We start from the raw sequence: 20,733 nt of genomic DNA, 5'->3' as shown, positions 1-20,733 counted from the left end.
AGATGCTCATAGGCTCAAAAGCCTTTTCTAGCTTATGGAAGGAATGGCAAAAGGAATATCAGCCATTACAGGTACTGAAGTTATTGCTTGCTTATATAGAGATGCCAGAGGATCTATCTGGGGAGCTTGAGGAAACTCAGCGGTTATTATCCTACTTTGACCTTGACTTGGCGCCTCATGATGTCTTCTGGAAGGATATTGTCAGCTTGGTAGATTTAGCTTTTCCTGGTGATAGCTTGTCTCAGGAAGGCCTTGTAGAGCGACAAATCCATCAGCTACGTTACCTGATTTCGAGTCAACAGGCCCAGTATGTGAGGACACATTATAAAAGAACAGGGATGACAGACAAGGAAGCTTTAGCTGTCTATCTCAGATGGAAACCTTTCACCATGTTTGATCAGGGACGTCTGCACCAAAAGATTGCTATCCGTGATGGCAAGGTGATTTATCCAGATGAAACTCCCAGTGTTAATCTTAAGATTCTCCTTTATAATCGCATAGAGTTTATTTTGGATAGTCAGGGAAATTTTCTCAATGAGGTCGATGCGGAGAAGGTAACTGAGAGTGGTGTGGTAAATGGTGCTAGTTTCAACTATGGTAATTTCAAGCGCCATTGGCAACTGGATGTGGAGCCAGTCCAACTAAACGATCCGGCCTTTCGTAATCGGATGACTAAGGGGTTTCGATCACCCAACAAATTGAGGAAGAAGTGGGGCCAAAAAGAGCCTGAGCATTTTGACAAGTCTTTTTACAATCCAAATGGTATCTATGCCCAGTCCCATAGATCTTTGGCTAATGATGTCAAACGCCAAGCCAGAGCCTTTCTCGCCATGGTTTATGGTGTCAAGCCGTTTTATACAAAGCAATAAAAGAGATTTATATGTCTAATCAACCACAAAACAATAAAGAAGGAACAGCGGTTCTAGGATCGCTAGTCTTTATGGCCTTATATGCCCTAGGTATTTGGCACAATGCTGTCCGAGGAAATATCCCTTTCCTCATTCTTTGGAGTGTTTTACTACTTGTTAATGTCAGCTATTTGATTTTCCGTTTGAAAAAATAAAGAAAGAGCCAGATCTGTAAGAAATTCAGGTCTGGCTTATTTTTTTATATTCAATTATAACTTACCACTCGCTTTCTTCTGGGATAATAATCTAACAAATGATGTAGAATGGAAAACCTATTCCCAATAAGAAAATCGCTACAGCCCAGATAAGGCGAATAATTACAGGGTCAATGTCAAGATAATTGGCGATACCAGAACAAACACCGGCGATGATTTTGTTGTTTGAATCTCGTCTGAGTTCTTTTTTATATGATTTACCTCCGTATTTCCTTATTATACCATAACACCTTGAAGTCTAGTATGGGCTTTAAGGAAGCATGAAGTAGACAATCCCCATATATTGGAGAGTTGAAGCCAGCATGATGAAGAGGTGCCAAATCATGTGGAAGTATGTTTTTTTCTTAGCATAAAAAGCTGCCCCAACCGTGTATGACAACCCTCCAGCAAGCATGAGTCCCCAAAAGGCAGGCCCTGTCTTAGTGACGATAGCTGGAATAATGAAGATAACCAACCATCCCATCATCAGATAGAGGAAGAGGGAGAATTTTTCATTGATTTTTTTAGCAAAGATTTTATAGAGAATCCCAAAAATCGTTGTTCCCCATTGGAGGATGATGATGCTATAGCCTAGCCATCCGCCAACCAGTGAGAGTGCAACAGGGGTGTAGCTTCCAGCAATGGCGATATAAATCATACTGTGATCAATAATTCTCAAAACCATCTTGTGAGGTGAGTTGTAATCCATAGCATGATAGATAGCTGAGCTCAAGAACATGAGGAAGAGGCTGATGACAAAAACGGACATACCGACAGCAGCAGTCATGCCGTAGCCGTTGTTAGCATGAACGGCAGTAATTGGCAATAAGACCAGCATGGCAATGGCGCCGACAGCGTGTGTCACGCTGTTTGCCACTTCCTCACCAAAGCTAAGTTTTTTACTGAGTTTGAGGTTTTGAGAAGTGTTAAAAGTAGCAGTATTAGACATTGTTTCCTCCTTCAAGGTCGTTTAAAAGTTGATGGGTAGCTCGGTAGCATTGAAGCGTCTGACAGAATGAGAGTATGACTTGCGGAACTTCTTGGGGAAACTGACCATTCATACAGGCTATAAAGTCATTGTAGTAGCTCTTTTGACTTTCGGCATCTGGTCGTAGGATTTCTAAGGTTTTGGCAATCTCTGAAATCTCAAAGACGGTCTTCAGACTAGTAATGACAATAAGTCTAGCTACCTGAGCAGCATTATATTTTTCTTGATAGATTTTGCGATATGGCCATGTTTGACATAATTATTGACCATAGAGGCAGTTAGCCCCTTTTCGTTTGGTCCCAGAGTGCTTTGGGTGACCTGATTGACATAGAGCAAAACCTGATCCAAATAGAGTTCAATCTCTGGTAATTCTTCCCAGAGAGGGTATTGTTGTGTTGTCAAATTACAAAAACCTCTTTATCTAGTTTTCATAACTAGATTATAACATTATAGAAATTCAAGTAAAGTCAGAACTTAAAAGACAAGAAAAAAGATGACGGAATAAGAGGTTCCAACATCTTTTTTTTTAGTCTTAAAAAGGTAAGTAATATTTTAAACTGCTACGGTATTCTTTTTAAGGATTTCTGAGTTTTTCCAAAATCGCTTGGGCAGTTTCCTGATTCATATGTTTGGCCTTGAGAAGCTCAGACAAAACGTGAGGCATCTCTTCTGGATTAGCACCAGCTAGTAGAGCTAGAGATTTAGCCTGAAGTTTCATATGTCCTGCTTGGATACCTGTTGAGGTAAGCGCTTTAAGAGCAGCAAGATTTTGTACCAAACCAAGAGAGACGATGATACCTGCTAGGGTTCTAGCATCTGGATGGTTGAGCAAGTCGTGGGCGATTGATACACTCGGATTAAGTCCAATAGAACCACCTCGGGTCGCGATTGGCATTGGTAGGGTTAATTCTCCCACCAGTTCCTTAGTTTCTTGATTATAGGTCCATGTCGATAGGCCACGATAGCTTCCGTCTTTGCTAGCATAGGCGTGGCACCCAGCCTCAACTGCTCGCCAATCATTGCCAGTCGCGATAACTAGGGCGTCGATACCATTGAAAATTCCCTTATTATGGGTAGCTGCTCGGTAAGGGTCGACCTGGGCCAATTGGCTAGCCAGTTCCATTTTTTTAGCAAAATTATGGGCCTCTGCCTTGTTACGACTGAGAAAGCGTGTGTTAAGACGACAGGTAGCTGTGACAAGACTTTCGGTAGCTAGGTTTGAGAGAATGGCCATGAGGCTTTGACCTTCCGAGAGATTTTCTAATTCTGGTACCAGGGCTTCCATCATGGTGTTGACCATATTGGCACCCATGGCTTCTTGAGTATCAACTGCCAAGTAGACAATGAGGAAATCTCCCTTGGTTTCAGTCCAGAGCTTGCGAGGACCACCCCCACGCTTAACAATAGAAGGGTAAGCTTCTTTGGCGATATCTATAAGTTTCTGACTAGCTGCTTGAATCTTACTTGCCGCAGTGGCTTTATCAGGGACATCAAAGAGGGCTACTTGCCCAATCATCTGCCGGTCATGAATCTTGGTTGTAAAGCCACCAGAACGCTTGATGAGCTTGCTAGCATAGGAAGCAGCAGCCACAACTGAAGGTTCCTCGGTAACCATGGGAACCTGATAGGTAACGCCATCTACCAATACATCTGGGCAAATGGCGAAGGGAAGTGTAAAGCGACCAATGACATTTTCAGCCATTTGATTAGCTGTTTCAAGAGTAAGCTGTTGGTCATTATCCAGAAGGTCTTGATTTTCCTGAGACAAAAGAGCATTATTTTTCAAATGCTCTTTGCGTTCTTGCAATGTCTTCTTGGAAAAACCAGTCCAAGAGAGTTTAGTCATTTTGATTTCCTTTATAGATACGTTGATGTTCAGAGATTTCAGTCAAACGGAAAGGTCCAGTTTGATAAGTATTGAATTGGGTTGAGCCAGTGTCATCCAATTGAGCCTCTTCATAGAAAAGTTGCTCATAGTCAGCAACGCTCAAGTTATGGCGTTGGGCAAAGATATCTAGACGATCAGAACGAAGCATGTCTTTGTAGCCTTCCACTAAACGACCGGAGAAAATTTCAGAGACGGCTCCAGAACCATAAGAAAAGAAGCCTATCTTATCTCCTGTTTTAAGATTTTGTGACTGTTCAAGCAAAGAAAGAAGTCCAAGATAAAGTGATCCTGTATAGATATTTCCGATTTGTCGACTATAGGTAATAGAAGCTTCGAAGTTACTTGTGAGACGCTCTTTATTCTCTGGATTCAAATCTTTGGGAATAATCTTATTAAGTCCCTTAAGAGCCAATTTAGGATAAGGAAGGTGAAGGCAAAAAGCTGCAAAATCAGCAAAATCGACTTGATGACGTTCTTGATAAGCTACCCAAGTTGTCTTCAAACTATCAAGGTACTGCTTGTTTGAATAGATGCCTTGAACAAATGGCGTTGAACTATAGTTTGGACGCCAGAAGTCCATGACATCACGGGTTTGTGCCACATTGTCATCCGCAAGCTCTAAAATACGTGGATTCTGACTGACTAGCATGGCTACGGCACCAGCTCCCTGAGTAGATTCACCTGAGGATCCTACACCATAGCGGGCGATATCACTAGCGATAACCAGAACCTTGCTATTCGGGTGAGCTGCTACGTGCAATTTAGCGTAGTTAAGACCAGCAGTTGCTGCATAGCAAGCTTCCTTCATTTCAAAAGAACGGGCAAATGGTTGAATGTTGAGAAGACTATGGACATAAACTGCAGCAGCCTTTGATTGGTCAATGGAAGACTCAGTAGCTACAATGACCATATCAATGGCCTTCTTGTCGTCGTCAGTTAAAATGTCAGCGGCTGCGTCAGATGCAAGTGTCACGATATCTTCTGTAATTGGTGTAATGCTGGTTGCATCAAGCATCAGCCCCTTGCTGAATTTTTCAGGGTCCACCCCTCGAGCAAGAGCAAGATCCGCCATGTTTAGAACATATTGACTGGTCGCAAACCCAATCTTGTCAATTCCAATAGACATATGATGTTTCCTTTTATTCTTCATTGTAAAGTATCCAGAGGATGGTAGTGTAAAATAAGTTGTGTAAACACAAAAAGGAATAAATCCGTTATAGTAGAGTTGCAAAACATTACTAGAAAGAGATTTATTCCTATGACTCAGTTTACCACAGAACTACTTAACTTCCTAGCCCAAAAGCAAGATATTGATGAATTTTTCCGTACTTCTCTTGAAACAGCAATGAATGATCTGCTTCAAGCAGAGTTATCAGCCTTTTTAGGGTATGAACCTTACGATAAATTAGGCTATAATTCTGGGAATAGTCGTAACGGAAGCTATGCACGGAAATTCGAAACCAAATATGGGACTGTTCAGTTGAGTATTCCTAGAGATCGTAATGGGAACTTTAGTCCAGCTTTGCTTCCCGCTTATGGACGTCGAGATGACCACTTGGAAGAGATGGTTATCAAACTCTATCAAACCGGTGTAACGACTCGAGAAATTAGTGATATCATCGAGCGAATGTATGGTCATCACTATAGTCCTGCCACAATTTCTAATATCTCAAAAGCAACTCAGGAGAATGTCGCTACTTTTCATGAGCGAAGCTTAGAAGCCAATTACTCTGTTTTATTTCTTGACGGAACCTATCTCCCCTTAAGACGTGGAACCGTTAGTAAAGAATGTATTCATATCGCACTTGGCATTACACCAGAAGGACAGAAGGCTGTTCTTGGATATGAAATCGCCCCAAATGAAAACAATGCTTCTTGGTCCACCCTGTTAGACAAGCTTCAAAACCAAGGAATCCAACAGGTTTCTCTTGTAGTGACCGATGGCTTCAAGGGGCTTGAACAGATTATCAATCAGGCTTACCCATTAGCTAAACAACAACGTTGCTTAATTCATATTAGTCGAAATCTAGCTAGTAAAGTGAAACGAGCAGATAGAGCGGTTATTCTGGAGCAATTTAAAACGATTTATCGTGCTGAAAATTTAGAAATGGCAGTGCAAATTTTAGAGAACTTTATCGCCGAATGGAAACCAAAGTATAGGAAAGTCATGGAAAGTCTGGAGAATACGGATAATCTTTTAACTTTTTATCAGTTTCCCTACCAGATTTGGCATAGCATTTATTCGACAAACCTCATTGAGTCTCTTAACAAAGAAATCAAACGTCAAACGAAAAAGAAGGTTCTTTTTCCTAACGAGGAGGCTCTGGAACGTTATTTAGTTACCCTGTTTGAAGATTATAATTTCAAGCAAAATCAACGCATCCATAAAGGGTTTGGCCAATGTGCTGACACACTTGAAAGCTTATTTGATTAACATTCTTCAACTCTACTTGAGTGTTTACACATAATTATTGACAGTATCCAGAGGATACTAATCTATAGTGATTTTACCATAAAAAAGAGCTTTCGCCTTGAAAAAAAACTCTGATAGTTAGTAACACTTTATTTTTTGATATGAACTAGAGGATTTCAAAAGACGTAGTTTTGGTAATCCCATAGCTTTTAGTTCTCATTTGCACCAGAATAAGGTAAAATAAAAATGAAAAGCAACATTATTTACAGCTATAATTAGATAAGCAAAGTTATTTCCATCTATATGTTACGAGTATTAAGTGAGACTTTATTTTCAATGGAATAAAGAGGAAAATCATGACGAAAGCAGACACTATTTTTAAAGAAAATATCACTAAAATCATGGAAGAGGGAGTTTGGTCAGAGCAAGCACGTCCTAAATACAAGGATGGCACAACAGCCAATTCCAAATACATCACAGGGTCTTTTGCAGAATATGATTTGAGCAAGGGAGAGTTTCCAATTACGACTCTGCGTCCCATTGCTATCAAATCTGCCATCAAAGAAGTGTTCTGGATCTATCAAGACCAGACAAATAGCCTAGATGTGCTTGAAGATAAGTATAATGTTCATTATTGGAATGACTGGGAAGTTGAAGGCGTCCCTGCTAATAATGGGGACAAGCGTTCAATCGGTCAGCGTTATGGGGCAGTCGTTAAGAAGCACGATATTATTAATCGTTTGTTAGCACAGTTAGAAGCCAATCCTTGGAATCGCCGTAATGTCATTTCCCTTTGGGATTACGAGGCCTTCGAGGAGACAGCTGGACTTCAGCCTTGCGCCTTCCAGACCATGTTTGATGTTCGTCGTGTGGGTGAGGACGTTTATTTGGATGCCACTTTGACGCAGCGCTCAAACGATATGTTGGTGGCCCATCACATTAATGCTATGCAGTATGTGGCACTTCAGATGATGATTGCCAAGCATTTTGGTTGGAAAGTTGGTAAATTCTTTTATTTCATCAACAACCTCCATATCTATGACAATCAATTTGAACAAGCTGAGGAACTCCTCAAGCGTCAGCCGTCTGATTGTCAACCACGCTTGGTCCTCAATGTTCCTGATGAAACTAATTTCTTTGATATCAAACCAGAAGATTTTGAATTGGTGGACTATGATCCTGTTAAACCTCAACTCAAATTTGACTTAGCAATTTAATACATGCTTATGATTTAAGCCCATAAAGAGCTGGCAAAGTTTTTCCAAGCTCTTTTTGTCTTTTTTTGTTAGAATGGATTGTAAACTTATAAAGAAAAGGAAATACCGTGTCTAAACAAATCATTGCTATTTGGGCGGAAGCTCGTAACCATGTTATTGGGAAGAATCACACCATGCCGTGGCACTTGCCTGCTGAACTGGCACATTTCAAGAAAACGACCATGGGTTCAGCAATTCTTATGGGACGTGTGACCTTTGATGGCATGAACCGTCGTTGCCTCCCAGGACGTGAAACCTTAATTCTAACACGAGACAAGGACTTCGACTGTGAGGAAGTAACGACCGTTACGAGTGTTGAGGAAGCTCTAGCTTGGTTTGAACAGCAAGATAAGGATCTCTATATTGCTGGTGGTGCTAGTGTCTACAAGGCTTTTGATGGACATTATGATATGCTCATCAAAACAACTATTGAGGCTGATTTAGAGGGAGACACATATTTTCCACAACTAGATACGACGGCATTTAAAGAGGTATCGCGTGACCGCGTGCCCAAGAATGAAAAAAATGCCTATGACTTTAGTATAAGTCGCTATGAAAAAGAAGGGGACTAGGTTCATGCAACGTAGTGTTTTTGGATTATTTACTGCATTATTGGGAGTGCTTTGTGTGCTTTCCGCAATTCCTGCCTTTCGTAAGAAACGTTATGGGTTAGCAGTTTTTCTCTTTTTAAATGCTTTTACTAACCTTGTCAATACTATTCATGCCTTCTATGGCACCCTATTTTAGAAAAGAGTGAGGAATAAATGGCTGGAAATCGTAATGAAGAGATGGTTTATTGTTCATTTTGTGGCAAAAACCAAGAAGAAGTGAAGAAAATTATCGCCGGTAATGGCGTCTTTATCTGTAACGAATGTGTGGCCTTGTCACAAGAAATCATTCGTGAGGAAACGGCTGAAGAAGTTTTAGCTGACTTGGCTGAAACGCCAAAGCCAAAAGAACTTTTAGATATTTTGAACAACTATGTCGTGGGGCAAGATCGTGTCAAACGTGCCTTGGCAGTAGCTGTTTACAACCACTATAAACGTATCAACTTCACAGAAAGTCGTGAAGATCATGATGTGGACTTGCAAAAATCAAATATCCTCATGATTGGACCAACAGGGTCAGGGAAAACTTACTTAGCTCAGACTTTGGCTCGTAGTTTGAATGTTCCTTTCGCGATTGCGGATGCGACATCATTGACAGAGGCAGGTTATGTGGGTGAGGATGTGGAAAATATCCTCCTCAAACTAATCCAAGCGGCAGACTTTAATATTGAACGTGCGGAACGTGGGATTATCTACGTGGACGAGATTGATAAGATTGCCAAAAAAGGTGAGAATGTTTCAATCACTCGTGATGTTTCAGGTGAAGGGGTTCAACAAGCTCTCTTGAAGATTATTGAGGGAACAGTGGCTAGCGTTCCACCTCAAGGTGGTCGTAAACACCCTAATCAAGAGATGATTCAAATTGATACTAAGAATATTCTCTTTATCGTGGGTGGTGCTTTTGATGGTATCGAAGATATCGTTAAGCAACGTCTTGGTGAGAAAATCATTGGGTTTGGTCAAAATAATAAAGCAATTGATGACGAATCATCATACATGAAAGAAATTGTGGCTGAAGATATCCAAAAATTTGGACTTATCCCTGAATTTATCGGACGTTTGCCAGTTCTTGCGGCCCTTGAACAGTTAACGGTTGACGACTTGGTGCGTATTTTGACAGAGCCTAGGAATGCCTTGGTGAAGCAGTATCAAACCCTCTTGTCTTATGATGGGGTTGAACTTGAGTTTGACCAGGATGCCCTTGAGGCTATTGCAAGTAAGGCAATTGAACGTAAGACTGGTGCGCGTGGGCTTCGCTCTATCATTGAAGAAGTCATGATGGATGTTATGTTTGAAATCCCTAGTCAGGAAGATGTCACTAAGGTTCGTATCACCAAAGAAGCTGTTGATGGGAAAGCTGCTCCAGTATTGGAAACAGCATAAGGAGGACCTATGACTGAAGAACAAGTCCTAAATACGCACAATGCTGAGATTTTACTCAGTGCGGCAAATAAGAGTCACTACCCACAAGATGACCTACCTGAAGTTGCCCTAGCAGGACGATCGAATGTTGGTAAGTCAAGCTTTATCAATACACTTCTTGGTCGTAAAAATCTAGCACGTACTTCTGGTAAACCAGGAAAAACACAATTGCTCAATTTCTATAATATTGACGACAAGTTACGCTTTGTGGATGTTCCAGGTTATGGTTATGCCCGTGTTTCCAAAAAAGAACGTGCTAAATGGGGGAAAATGATTGAGGAGTACCTTGTGACTCGAGATAATCTTCGTGTCGTTGTTAGCTTGGTTGACCTCCGACATGAGCCAACTCAGGACGATATTCAAATGTATGAATTTCTAAAGTATTATGAAATTCCAGTTATTGTTGTAGCGACTAAGGCTGATAAGATTCCTCGTGGAAAATGGAACAAGCACGAATCGATCATTAAGAAAAAACTCAATTTCGACAAAAATGACCATTTCATCGTTTTTTCATCTGTCACACGTGATGGCTATGACGAGGCATGGGATACTATTTTGGCAGAATTGTAAGAAAAGCTCGGTGAAATCCGAGTTTTTTCTTGTGATAGTTTTTCTCTATCTCTTTGATAGTTTCAACCTATTATCCAAAGATCTTTTATTGTGATAAGCTTGTTTTATTACATTTATTGGAGGAATCTATGGAAAACCATAATTATGAAAATGAGGGTCAGTTTCAACGGAAGATGACCTCACGCCACCTCTTTATGCTCTCGCTGGGTGGTGTTATCGGCACTGGTCTTTTCTTGAGCTCGGGCTATACGATTGCACAAGCAGGTCCCCTTGGTGCTATCCTCTCTTATCTTGTGGGAGCTGTTGTCGTTTACTTGGTTATGCTTTCGTTGGGGGAGTTAGCAGTAGCTATGCCAGTAACGGGATCCTTTCACACCTATGCCACTAAGTTTATCAGTCCTGGAACAGGTTTTACTGTAGCCTGGCTTTATTGGATTTGTTGGACGGTTGCCTTGGGGACAGAATTCCTAGGTGCGGCCATGCTGATGCAACGCTGGTTTCCGTCAGTTCCGGCTTGGATTTTTGCAGCCTTCTTTGCCTTAGTAATTTTGGGGATTAATGCTTTGAGTGTGAGATCTTTTGCGGAAGCAGAATCCGTCTTCTCGTCAATCAAAGTCATCGCCATCTTGGTTTTTATCATACTAGGTCTAGGAGCTATGTTTGGTTTGGTGCGTTTTGAAGGTCACCATGAAGCTATTATGTTTAAGCATTTGACGGCCAATGGTCTCTTTCCCAATGGAGGTCTTGCCATTGTGTCAGTTATGTTGGCGGTTAATTATGCCTTTTCGGGAACAGAATTAATCGGTATTGCAGCTGGTGAAACAGATAATCCCAAAGAGGCTGTTCCACGTGCTATTAAAACAACCATTGGACGTTTGGTTATCTTCTTCGTCTTGACTATTGTGGTATTGGCTTCGCTTCTTCCAATGAAAGAAGCAGGGGTATCCTCAGCCCCTTTCGTTGATGTCTTTGACAAGATGGGGATTCCATTTGCGGCAGACATTATGAATTTTGTTATCCTGACAGCTATTCTTTCGGCTGGGAATTCGGGACTCTATGCTTCAAGCCGTATGCTTTGGTCTTTGGCCAATGAGGGAATGCTCAATAAAAAACTAGTGAAAATCAATAAGCATGGCGTTCCAATCACAGCCCTTTTGATTTCCATGGCTGGGGCAGTTTTATCGCTCTTCTCAAGTATCTATGCAGCGGATACGGTTTATCTAGCTCTAGTATCAATTGCTGGTTTTGCAGTTGTTGTTGTTTGGCTTTCTATTCCTATGGCACAGATTAATTTCCGAAAACAGTGGAAGCTAGAACATTCCGAAGACGAACTGGACTATAAGACACCGTTTAATCCAATCCTCCCTTATATCACAATTGTTCTGTTGGCTATTTCTGTGCTTGGGATTGCTTGGGATAGTTCACAACGTGCGGGACTCTATTTCGGTATTCCTTTCATGATTTTCTGTTACCTTTATCACTACCTTTGCTTTAACAAATGGTAAGGAGGAGTTTTATGGCAACATTTAAAGATTATTTGGAAAATAATTCTCTCCTCATTCTTCATGGGGCTCTAGGAACAGAGATGGAAGCCCTGGGGTATGATATTTCAGGTAAGCTCTGGTCAGCTAAGTACCTTCTTGAGAAGTCAGAAGTTATTCAAGAACTTCACGAAACTTATGTAGCTGCTGGGGCTGACTTGATTACCACGTCATCTTATCAGGCGACCTTACCTGGATTGGTAGAGGCAGGACTTACCGAGAAAGCAGCGGAGCAGATTATTGCCCTGACGGTCCGGTTAGCAAAGGCTGCACGTGATAAGGTATGGGGAGCATTAGATGAGACTGAGAAAGCAAAACGACCATATCCTTTGATTTCTGGAGATGTTGGTCCGTACGCGGCTTATTTGGCTAATGGTTCTGAGTATAGTGGTGATTATGGTCAAATTACTATCAAGGAGCTTAAGGATTTTCATCGCCCTAGGATTCAAATTCTCCTAGATCAAGGTGTGGATTTGTTGGCTTTGGAAACCATTCCAAATCGTTTGGAAACACAAGCCTTGATTGAACTTCTAGCTGAAGAGTTTCCAGAAGCAGAAGCTTATATGAGTTTTACAGTCCAGATTCCAGATGCTATCAGTGATGGGACTTCTCTAGCTGAAATGGCCAAGCTTGTTTCTCAGTCAAATCAAATCTTGGCTGTAGGCATCAACTGTAGTTCACCTCTTCTGTATAACCAGGCTCTAGCTTTTCTTAAGAATGCTGGCAAGGCGCTCATTACTTATCCCAATTCAGGTGAAGTTTATGATGGCGACAGTCAGACTTGGAAACCCAAAGATAAAGACGCTTTAACCCTAGTTGAACATAGCAAGTATTGGCATGCTCATTTTGGCGTGAAAATTTTGGGTGGTTGCTGTCGAACACGTCCAAATGACATTAAAGCCTTATATCAAGAATTTAGAACCTAGTCAAATTTCTAATTATTTGTTATAATAAGAAATTGTAAGGCTATTAGCTCTACACACTATTAGTAGAAAATGAAGCCAGCATTAAGCTGGTTTTTAAAATGAAGAGGAAAACATGACCTACGAACAAGAATTTCTAAAAGACTTTGAGGAATGGGTTGTTACCCAAGTTAAAGTAAACGAAACGGCTTTGGCTGCTAGCAAGAAAATCTGGGAAGAAGATGGCGATGAGCGTGCACGTGATGCAAGTTTCCGTTATGAGGCTAAATTAGATGCCTACAATTTCCTAATTGGTAAGTTTACCAATTATCGTGCGGGTAAAGGTTTCCATGATATGCCAGATGGCCTGTTCGGAGAACGTCACTATTAATAGAGAATGAAAAAATGACAACCGTGCTTTATAAGAAAAAGTCGTTTGTCAAAATAGGAGAAAACTAGACATGGCTAAAGTAAAAAATAAAAAGAAAGCTTTTAAACACCGTTTGAAAAAACAAGGACTTTTCAATAATCTTAAAGCCCCTGTTCCACCGGTGCCACCAGTAGCACCACAACCTCTTGCTGAATCTAAGACAGTTGCTAAGGAAGAAGTGGTAACTACAGATCTTAGTCTTGAATCCTTTGCAGAACTTCCAGAAGTTGACGGTCTTCGTTCGAACCTTGTAGAGACCCTCTACAATGAAGGTTTGACGTCAGTAGCGGCTTTTGCTACTGTGACTGAAGAAGAAGTCCTAGCGCTCAAGGGGGTAGGACCTGCGACAGTTAAAAAATTAAAAGAAAATGGTGTCAGCTTTAAAGCTTAAGCCTAAAAAGATCCGAGGTAGAGACTTTGGATCTTTATTATTTGTTTTGAGGCCGTCAGTTGGTTAGCAGAACAAGAAAACCACTAGCTTGGCTAGTGGTCAATAGTAATTAATTATTTATTTGGATTTTGTTTAGTTAAATTAAGTCCAAAGGGTACCAGGTTTTCTCGATGGTTACGGATACGAGCTATATTTTCAGTGTGACGGAAAATAATCACTAAAGCTATGATGATAAGAACAGCACTAAAGATTGGGTCATAGCCATCTAGCAAGAAGTGGATGGCTGGAAAAGTAGCCAAGGTGATCAGTCCAACAACTGCAGCAGTGATACTTGAAAATGAAATCATGCTGGTTAAATAGAGCGTTAAAGCAAAGACCAGGAGTAGGAAGACAAAGTAGAGGGGAACAAAACCAAGAAGCACCCCAGCACTTGTCGCAACGGCTTTTCCACCCTTAAATCCCGTAAAGAATGGAAAAACATGCCCGATAATTGCAAAGAAACCAATGATTAGGGGTGACACTTCCGTGACACCCAGCCAAATAGGTAAGAGCACTGCCAAAGTTCCTTTAAGCATGTCCACTAAGAAAGTGATTGTGCCAGCAGTCTTACCAAGAACACGAAAGGTATTGGTTGTTCCAGTATTTCCAGATCCATGCTCTCGAAGATTAGTGTGAAAGAAAACTTTTCCAATCCAGAGACCAGTCTGAATGGAACCTAGCAAGTAGGCGATAAGGATTAACAATAAGATTTTCATGAGATAATTATAGCATACAGCCTAGTAATTGACAAAGCTAGTCAGCATAAAGATACCCTATGAGCTTTCTCAATTTCCTTTGCAAATTCTTTTGAAAACTTATAAAATAATAAGGATGAAAATTTTGGAGGTCACTCTTGGCTAAAAAAGAAATAAATGTAAATAATTATAATGATGATGCCATTCAGGTACTGGAAGGGTTAGATGCTGTTCGCAAACGCCCAGGGATGTACATTGGCTCAACAGATGGGACAGGTCTTCATCACTTGGTTTGGGAGATTGTCGACAATGCGGTCGATGAAGCTCTCTCAGGCTTTGGTGATGTCATTGCTGTCACCTTAAATAAGGATGGTTCTGTTTCCGTTTCTGACTCTGGACGTGGGATGCCGACAGGTATGCATGCCATGGGTAAACCAACGGTAGAAGTTATTTTCACAGTCCTCCACGCAGGTGGTAAATTTGGACAAGGTGGTTATAAGACTTCTGGTGGTCTTCACGGTGTAGGATCATCAGTTGTAAATGCACTTTCTAGCTGGCTTGAGGTAGAGATTACCCGTGATGGTAGTGTTTATCGCCAGCGTTTTGAAAATGGTGGTCACCCTGTTACAGGGCTCGAAAAGATTGGCAAGGCACCTAAGTCTAAGACAGGGACAAAAGTAACCTTCATGCCTGATGCTAGCATCTTTTCAACGACAGACTTCAAATTTAATACTATCTCAGAGCGTCTCAAAGAATCAGCCTTCCTTCTTAAGAATGTTACCATGACATTGACAGACTTGCGTGGTGAAGAAGAAGTACGCGAAGAATTCCATTATGAAAATGGAGTCCAAGACTTTGTGTCTTACTTGAATGAAGACAAGGAAACGCTGACGCCAGTCATCTATATTGATGGAGATCAGCAAGATTTTCACTTGGAATTAGCCCTTCAGTACAATGATGGTTACTCTGATAATATCCTTTCCTTTGTTAATAATGTCCGAACTAAGGACGGAGGTACTCACGAGACGGGGTTCAAATCTGCTATTACCAAGGCCTTTAACGATTATGCACGTAAGACTGGCTTACTCAAAGAAAAGGATAAGAACCTTGAAGGGTCGGATTACCGTGAGGGCTTGTCAGCGGTTATCTCGCTCTTAGTTCCTGAAGAGCACCTTCAGTTTGAGGGGCAAACCAAGGATAAGTTGGGGTCACCACTTGCTCGCCCTATTGTTGATGGTATTGTTTCAGAGTATCTGACTTATTTCCTTATGGAAAATGGAGATCTGGCTTCTAACTTGGTGCGTAAGGCTATCAAGGCCCGTGATGCCCGTGAAGCTGCCAGAAAAGCTCGTGATGCTAGCCGAAATGGAAAGAAAAATAAAAAAGACAAGGGACTCTTGTCAGGGAAACTGACACCAGCCCAGTCTAAAAATGCCAAGAAAAATGAGCTCTATCTGGTCGAAGGGGACTCTGCTGGTGGATCAGCCAAACAAGGCCGTGATCGTAAATTCCAGGCAATTCTGCCCTTACGAGGTAAGGTCCTAAATACAGAGAAAGCCAAAATGGCAGATATTCTCAAAAATGAAGAAATCAATACCATGATTTACACTATTGGTGCAGGTGTTGGAGCTGATTTTAACCTTGACGATATCAACTATGACAAGATTATCATCATGACCGATGCTGATACCGATGGAGCTCACATCCAGACCTTGTTGCTTACTTTCTTCTATCGTTATATGCGTCCATTGGTTGAAACAGGGCACGTTTATATTGCTTTGCCCCCTCTTTATAAGATGTCTAAAGGTAAAGGCAAGAAGGAAGTTGTCGAATATGCTTGGACCGATGGGGAACTTGAAGAACTTCGTCAAAAGTTTGGTAGAGGTGCGCTTCTCCAACGTTACAAAGGACTTGGTGAAATGAATGCTGACCAGCTTTGGGAAACAACCATGAATCCAGAGACCAGAACGCTTATCCAAGTGACTATTGACGATTTAGCGCGTGCCGAACGCCGCGTCTCAGTGCTAATGGGAGATAAGGCAGCTCCTCGCCGTCAATGGATTGAGGATAATGTTAAATTTACCTTGGAAGAAACGACAGCGTTTTAAGGAGTGTGAATAATGGATCTATACTTAGGTTTTCTTTTATTAGTTTTTTGTCCTCAATTTTTCTTGTAATCATCATGAATCGTCGACAAATTAGACTTTTAGGATTGTATACACCGATAGTATTTCGTCTATGCATACTTAAGGTAATTGAATCTAAATTTGGAGACCCTGAAAGTTTTTTAGAGGTAAGGCTTCTCATGATGATTTTACAGGTAAGTATGATTGGCTAAAAAGATGGAGTTTGCCTACAATCATAAAGAGAATGAGAGATGACGGCTTATGCTGAGGAGGAACTCTCTAATCACTGATTCAATAATCTATTTTAAACACTTTAAACTACAGAAAGGATTGTTCGGTTACTTGCAGTAACTAAATTCCTTTTTCTATAGAAAACCACTCAACATTCTTTGAAAGGAGTTGAACACGCCCTAAATACTGTGTGAAAATTCCTTCCCCACCATTTAACAACGTATTTTAAACTTTACAGAAAGGGTCGTTTGGTTACTGAATGTAACTGAACACGGGACTAATTTCTTAGGAAAAGTAGATAAATCGCCTTGGCTTCATCGAACCTTGCATCGGTTTCCTATTTTTCTACAGAGATTTTCGGCAAGCCGAATCGTCCCTTTGTATCTTATGTCTAACATTCAAAACATGTCCCTTGAGGACATCATGGGAGAGCGTTTTGGACGCTACTCCAAATACATCATTCAGGAGCGTGCGCTACCTGACATTCGTGACGGTCTGAAACCCGTTCAACGTCGTATTCTTTATTCCATGAATAAGGATGGCAATACCTATGACAAAGGCTATCGTAAATCGGCTAAGTCTGTTGGTAACATCATGGGTAATTTCCACCCACATGGTGATAGCTCTATTTACGATGCCATGGTGCGTATGTCCCAGGACTGGAAGAATCGTGAAATCCTAGTTGAGATGCACGGTAACAATGGTTCTATGGACGGTGATCCACCAGCGGCTATGCGTTATACCGAGGCACGCTTGTCAGAGATTGCTGGGTATCTTCTTCAAGATATCGATAAAAACACTGTTCCTTGGGCTTGGAACTTTGATGATACAGAGAAGGAACCAACCGTTTTACCTGCAGCCTTTCCAAACCTTTTGGTCAATGGTGCGACAGGGATTTCTGCTGGTTATGCTACAGACATTCCGCCACATAATCTGGCAGAAGTCATCGATGCCGTTGTTTATATGATTGACCATCCATCTGCTAAACTGGATAAGTTGATGGAATTCTTGCCTGGACCAGATTTCCCGACAGGTGCTATTATTCAGGGGAAAGATGAGATTCGTAAGGCTTACGAAACTGGTAAGGGCCGAGTAGTCGTGCGTTCGCGTACTGAAATTGAACAACTCAAAGGTGGCAAGAAACAGATTATTGTTACTGAAATTCCTTACGATGTTAATAAGGCAGTTCTTGTTAAAAAAATTGATGATATTCGAGTCAATAACAAGGTTCCAGGCATTGCAGAAGTTCGTGATGAGTCTGACCGTTCAGGCTTGCGTATTGCTATCGAACTTAAGAAGGATGCTGACAGCCAAACCATTCTTAACTACCTTTTGAAATATACGGATCTGCAGGTCAACTACAATTTCAATATGGTGGCTATTGATCATTTCACCCCACGTCAAGTGGGCTTACAAAAGATTTTGTCTAGCTACATTGCTCACCGTCGCGATATTATCGTTGCTCGTTCAAAATTTGATAAGGAAAAGGCTGAAAAACGCCTTCATATTGTTGAAGGGTTGATTCGTGTTATCTCAATTTTGGATGAGGTTATTTCCCTTATCAGAGCTTCTGAAAATAAGTCAGATGCCAAGGAAAATCTTAAAGTCAGCTATGATTTTTCAGAAGAACAAGCCGAAGCTATCGTGACCTTGCAACTTTATCGTTTAACAAATACGGATATCGTCGCTCTCCAAAATGAGGAAGCCAATTTACGTGAACAGATTGCGACCTTGGCTGCCATCATTGGTGATGAGCGTACCCTGTTTAATGTCATGAAACGTGAACTTCGTGATATTAAGAAGAAATTTGGAAATGACCGTCGTTCAGAGTTGCAAGCAGAAACCAAGACTATTGAAATTGATACCGCAAGTCTAATTGTTGAAGAAGAAACCTATGTCAGCATCACTCGTGGTGGTTATGTCAAACGTACTAGCCCACGATCTTTCAATGCTTCGAAGATTGAAGAAGTTGGAAAACGTGATGATGATGATTTGATTCTGGTTCAGCAGGCTAAGACGACACAGCATCTCTTGATTTTTACCAATCAGGCCAATGTGATTTATCGTCCAATACATGAGTTACCAGATATTCGTTGGAAGGATCTAGGAGAGCATTTATCACAAACTATAACTAATTTTTCAAAAGATGAAAAAGTGCTTTATGCAGAAATCCTGGATGATTTTGAAACTGGTACTTACCTGGCAACCACTAAGCTTGGTCAAATTAAACGTTTCGAACGTAAGGAATTTACGCCATGGCGTACCTATAAGTCTAAGTCAGTTAAATATGGTAAACTCAAGGATGAAAGTGATATGATTGTCACAGTAACTCCAATTCAATTGGATGATATCATGATTATCACTCAAAAAGGATATGCCCTTCGTTTCAATGCGGATGAAGTTCCAGTGGTTGGTGCTAAGGCAGTAGGTGTTAAGGCAATCAATCTTAAGGATGACGACAAGGTTCAAGCCGTTTTTGTGGCAAATACGCAAAGTTTCTACTTACTTACACAACGAGCTAGTCTCAAACGTGTGGCGACGTCCGATATTCCACGGGCTAAGCGAGCTGGTCGAGGTCTCCAGGTTCTTCGTGAGCTTAAGACCAAGCCTCACCGTGTCTTCACAGCTGGTCCAGTCTTTACAGAAAATGCTGGAGCTGAGATAGATCTTCTAGCAACACCAGTAGAAGAGACTCCTCAGATCTTGTTTGTAATAGCTACGACAGGTGAAACTGCAGAGGTTGATTTATCACTTCTTAATCTGTCAGAGCGTACTAGCAATGGAAGTTTCATTGAAGGACTAGCAGATAAAGAAGTCTTCTCAGCCAAAATTCTTAAAAAATAGAGTTAAGAAAGCTTTGTTCTCTTACTAGAGGACAGAGTTTTTTCTTTGGCTGACAAAATAACTCTTATAAAATAATTGTCAGAATTTTGCAAAATAACATTGAAATTTTCAATGAAAAGGACTATACTAGAGAGCACATAGTAACAGAAAAGAGGACATACACATGACAGTTGATTTAGACTGGGAAAATTTAGGATTTAATTACCGTAAACTTCCATTCCGTTATATTTCATATTACAAAGATGGTAAATGGGATGAGGGGCAATTGACTGAGGATGCAACCTTGCACATTTCAGAATCATCTCCAGCCCTTCACTATGGTCAAGAAGCTTTTGAAGGTCTCAAAGCTTACCGCACTAAAGATGGCTCTATTCAATTGTTCCGTCCAGATGAAAATGCCAAACGTCTACAACGTACTGCTGATCGTCTTTTGATGCCACAAGTTCCAGTGGAAAAATTTGTAGATGCTTGTAAAAAAGTAGTCCGTGCTAATGAAGAATACGTCCCACCATATGGTACTGGCGCAACACTTTATCTTCGTCCACTCTTGATTGGGGTTGGAGACATTATTGGTGTTCACCCGGCAGATGAGTATATCTTTACAATTTTCGCTATGCCAGTAGGGAACTACTTCAAAGGCGGATTGGCTCCAACGAATTTCCTTATCCAGGACGAATATGACCGTGCAGCACCACATGGTACAGGTGCTGCTAAGGTTGGTGGTAACTACGCGGCAAGTATGTTGCCAGGGAAAATTGCCCATGATTCTAATTTCTCTGATGTTATCTACCTTGACCCAGCAACCCACACTAAGATTGAAGAAGTCGGTTCTGCAAACTTCTTTGGGATTACAGCAGATAATGAGTTCATTACTCCGCTTAGCCCATCTATCTTGCCATCAATTACGAAATTCTCATTGCTTTACCTGGCTGAAAATCGTTTTGGTATGAAAGCTATTCAAGGTGATGTTAAGATTGCCGAGTTGGATAAATTTGTCGAAGCCGGTGCCTGTGGTACAGCTGCTGTTATCACACCAATTGGTGGTGTACAACACGGTGATGACTTCCATGTCTTCTATTCAGAAACAGAAGTCGGACCTGTAACACGTAAACTTTATGATGAGCTAACAGGTATCCAATTTGGTGACGTTGAGGCCCCAGAAGGATGGATTGTCAAAGTTGACTAATTCCAAGTAAATAAATGATTATTTTAAAGCTTGCCCTTGCAAGCTTTTCTCTTTTTCGGTAAAATTAAGGACATACACTAAGAAAGGATGGCTCGATTTAG

20 protein-coding genes and 1 pseudogene are annotated in these 20,733 nt (G+C 41.1%); 15 read left to right on the top strand and 6 right to left on the bottom strand.

Annotated elements, in window-relative coordinates; translation table 11 throughout:
- Window positions 1-2 precede the first annotated feature (2 nt).
- Both MHH90_RS06975 and MHH90_RS06970 read left to right on the top strand, forming a co-directional pair.
- A complete protein-coding gene (locus tag MHH90_RS06975) occupies window positions 3-869 on the top strand; it encodes a DUF3114 domain-containing protein (protein ID WP_167401449.1) in 867 nt (288 codons plus the stop codon).
- A gap of 11 nt (window positions 870-880) precedes the next feature.
- On the top strand, window positions 881-1,063 hold the full coding sequence (locus tag MHH90_RS06970) for a hypothetical protein (RefSeq protein ID WP_011680899.1): 183 nt from the start codon (window positions 881-883) through the stop codon (window positions 1,061-1,063).
- A 91-nt stretch (window positions 1,064-1,154) separates the two neighbouring features.
- Here MHH90_RS06970 and MHH90_RS06965 read toward each other — a convergent pair whose 3' ends face one another.
- The 5 genes and pseudogenes from MHH90_RS06965 to MHH90_RS06945 form a co-directional block, all read right to left on the bottom strand.
- On the bottom strand, window positions 1,155-1,340 hold the full coding sequence (locus tag MHH90_RS06965) for a PspC domain-containing protein (RefSeq protein WP_080998444.1): 186 nt from the start codon (window positions 1,338-1,340) through the stop codon (window positions 1,155-1,157).
- A 33-nt stretch (window positions 1,341-1,373) separates the two neighbouring features.
- Window positions 1,374-2,051 carry a PAQR family membrane homeostasis protein TrhA gene (gene trhA, locus MHH90_RS06960; RefSeq protein WP_011680900.1) on the bottom strand — a complete coding sequence of 226 codons (678 nt, stop codon included), beginning with the start codon at window positions 2,049-2,051 and terminating at the stop codon, window positions 1,374-1,376.
- Window positions 2,044-2,492: pseudogene (locus tag MHH90_RS06955) on the bottom strand (DUF1836 domain-containing protein). Before MHH90_RS06955 ends, trhA begins: the two are co-directional and overlap by 8 nt.
- A 172-nt stretch (window positions 2,493-2,664) precedes the next feature.
- On the bottom strand, window positions 2,665-3,936 hold the full coding sequence (locus MHH90_RS06950; RefSeq protein ID WP_011680901.1) for a hydroxymethylglutaryl-CoA reductase, degradative: 1,272 nt from the start codon (window positions 3,934-3,936) through the stop codon (window positions 2,665-2,667).
- Window positions 3,929-5,104, bottom strand: a complete 1,176-nt coding sequence (locus tag MHH90_RS06945) for a hydroxymethylglutaryl-CoA synthase (RefSeq protein ID WP_011680902.1) — start codon at window positions 5,102-5,104, stop codon at window positions 3,929-3,931. Before MHH90_RS06945 ends, MHH90_RS06950 begins: the two co-directional genes overlap by 8 nt.
- Window positions 5,105-5,236: 132 nt before the next feature.
- Here MHH90_RS06945 and MHH90_RS06940 point away from each other — a divergent pair, with 132 nt between their 5' ends.
- The 10 genes from MHH90_RS06940 to MHH90_RS06895 all read left to right on the top strand — a co-directional run bounded on the left by MHH90_RS06940 (window position 5,237) and on the right by MHH90_RS06895 (window position 13,511).
- Window positions 5,237-6,412, top strand: coding sequence for an IS256-like element IS1191 family transposase (locus tag MHH90_RS06940; RefSeq protein WP_340725732.1), 1,176 nt, complete (start codon window positions 5,237-5,239; stop codon window positions 6,410-6,412).
- A 335-nt stretch (window positions 6,413-6,747) separates the two neighbouring features.
- Window positions 6,748-7,608 (top strand): thymidylate synthase, encoded by an 861-nt coding sequence (locus MHH90_RS06935; protein WP_002950145.1) that lies wholly within the window; start codon window positions 6,748-6,750, stop codon window positions 7,606-7,608.
- A gap of 107 nt (window positions 7,609-7,715) precedes the next feature.
- Window positions 7,716-8,219, top strand: a complete 504-nt coding sequence (locus tag MHH90_RS06930) for a dihydrofolate reductase (protein ID WP_011680903.1) — start codon at window positions 7,716-7,718, stop codon at window positions 8,217-8,219.
- A gap of 4 nt (window positions 8,220-8,223) precedes the next feature.
- Window positions 8,224-8,394 carry a hypothetical protein gene (locus tag MHH90_RS06925; RefSeq protein ID WP_002886174.1) on the top strand — a complete coding sequence of 57 codons (171 nt, stop codon included), beginning with the start codon at window positions 8,224-8,226 and terminating at the stop codon, window positions 8,392-8,394.
- A 17-nt stretch (window positions 8,395-8,411) separates the two neighbouring features.
- Window positions 8,412-9,638, top strand: coding sequence for an ATP-dependent Clp protease ATP-binding subunit ClpX (clpX, locus tag MHH90_RS06920; RefSeq protein ID WP_084828584.1), 1,227 nt, complete (start codon window positions 8,412-8,414; stop codon window positions 9,636-9,638).
- Window positions 9,639-9,647: 9 nt separating this feature from the next.
- Window positions 9,648-10,247: a ribosome biogenesis GTP-binding protein YihA/YsxC gene (yihA, locus tag MHH90_RS06915; protein WP_002950154.1), complete on the top strand. Its 600-nt coding sequence runs from the start codon at window positions 9,648-9,650 to the stop codon at window positions 10,245-10,247.
- Between the two features lie 128 nt (window positions 10,248-10,375).
- Window positions 10,376-11,752 (top strand): amino acid permease, encoded by a 1,377-nt coding sequence (locus MHH90_RS06910; RefSeq protein ID WP_167401451.1) that lies wholly within the window; start codon window positions 10,376-10,378, stop codon window positions 11,750-11,752.
- Between the two features lie 11 nt (window positions 11,753-11,763).
- Complete coding sequence (mmuM, locus tag MHH90_RS06905; protein WP_011680907.1) at window positions 11,764-12,714, top strand: homocysteine S-methyltransferase; 951 nt, start codon at window positions 11,764-11,766, stop codon at window positions 12,712-12,714.
- Between the two features lie 112 nt (window positions 12,715-12,826).
- Window positions 12,827-13,081, top strand: coding sequence for a DUF1912 family protein (locus MHH90_RS06900; protein ID WP_002950164.1), 255 nt, complete (start codon window positions 12,827-12,829; stop codon window positions 13,079-13,081).
- A gap of 70 nt (window positions 13,082-13,151) precedes the next feature.
- On the top strand, window positions 13,152-13,511 hold the full coding sequence (locus MHH90_RS06895) for a helix-hairpin-helix domain-containing protein (RefSeq protein ID WP_002950165.1): 360 nt from the start codon (window positions 13,152-13,154) through the stop codon (window positions 13,509-13,511).
- Window positions 13,512-13,624: 113 nt separating this feature from the next.
- Here MHH90_RS06895 and plsY read toward each other — a convergent pair whose 3' ends face one another.
- A complete protein-coding gene (plsY, locus tag MHH90_RS06890) occupies window positions 13,625-14,266 on the bottom strand; it encodes a glycerol-3-phosphate 1-O-acyltransferase PlsY (protein WP_002950167.1) in 642 nt (213 codons plus the stop codon).
- Between the two features lie 137 nt (window positions 14,267-14,403).
- Between plsY and parE the strand changes: the two genes are divergently transcribed.
- The 3 genes from parE to MHH90_RS06875 all read left to right on the top strand — a co-directional run bounded on the left by parE (window position 14,404) and on the right by MHH90_RS06875 (window position 20,632).
- Entirely contained in the window at window positions 14,404-16,353 is a 1,950-nt protein-coding gene (gene parE, locus MHH90_RS06885) for a DNA topoisomerase IV subunit B (RefSeq protein WP_084828589.1), read from the top strand.
- Window positions 16,354-16,989: 636 nt separating this feature from the next.
- Entirely contained in the window at window positions 16,990-19,446 is a 2,457-nt protein-coding gene (gene parC / locus MHH90_RS06880; protein WP_084825854.1) for a DNA topoisomerase IV subunit A, read from the top strand.
- Between the two features lie 157 nt (window positions 19,447-19,603).
- Complete coding sequence (locus MHH90_RS06875) at window positions 19,604-20,632, top strand: branched-chain amino acid aminotransferase (RefSeq protein WP_255408489.1); 1,029 nt, start codon at window positions 19,604-19,606, stop codon at window positions 20,630-20,632.
- The last annotated feature ends 101 nt before the right edge of the window (window positions 20,633-20,733 follow it).

The sequence above is a fragment of the Streptococcus sp. FSL E2-3488 genome (genome assembly GCF_038003585.1).
GTDB lineage: Bacteria > Bacillota > Bacilli > Lactobacillales > Streptococcaceae > Streptococcus > Streptococcus thermophilus.
Note: the sequence above shows the minus strand (reverse complement) of the source record. Positions and strands in the feature narration are given on the sequence as shown.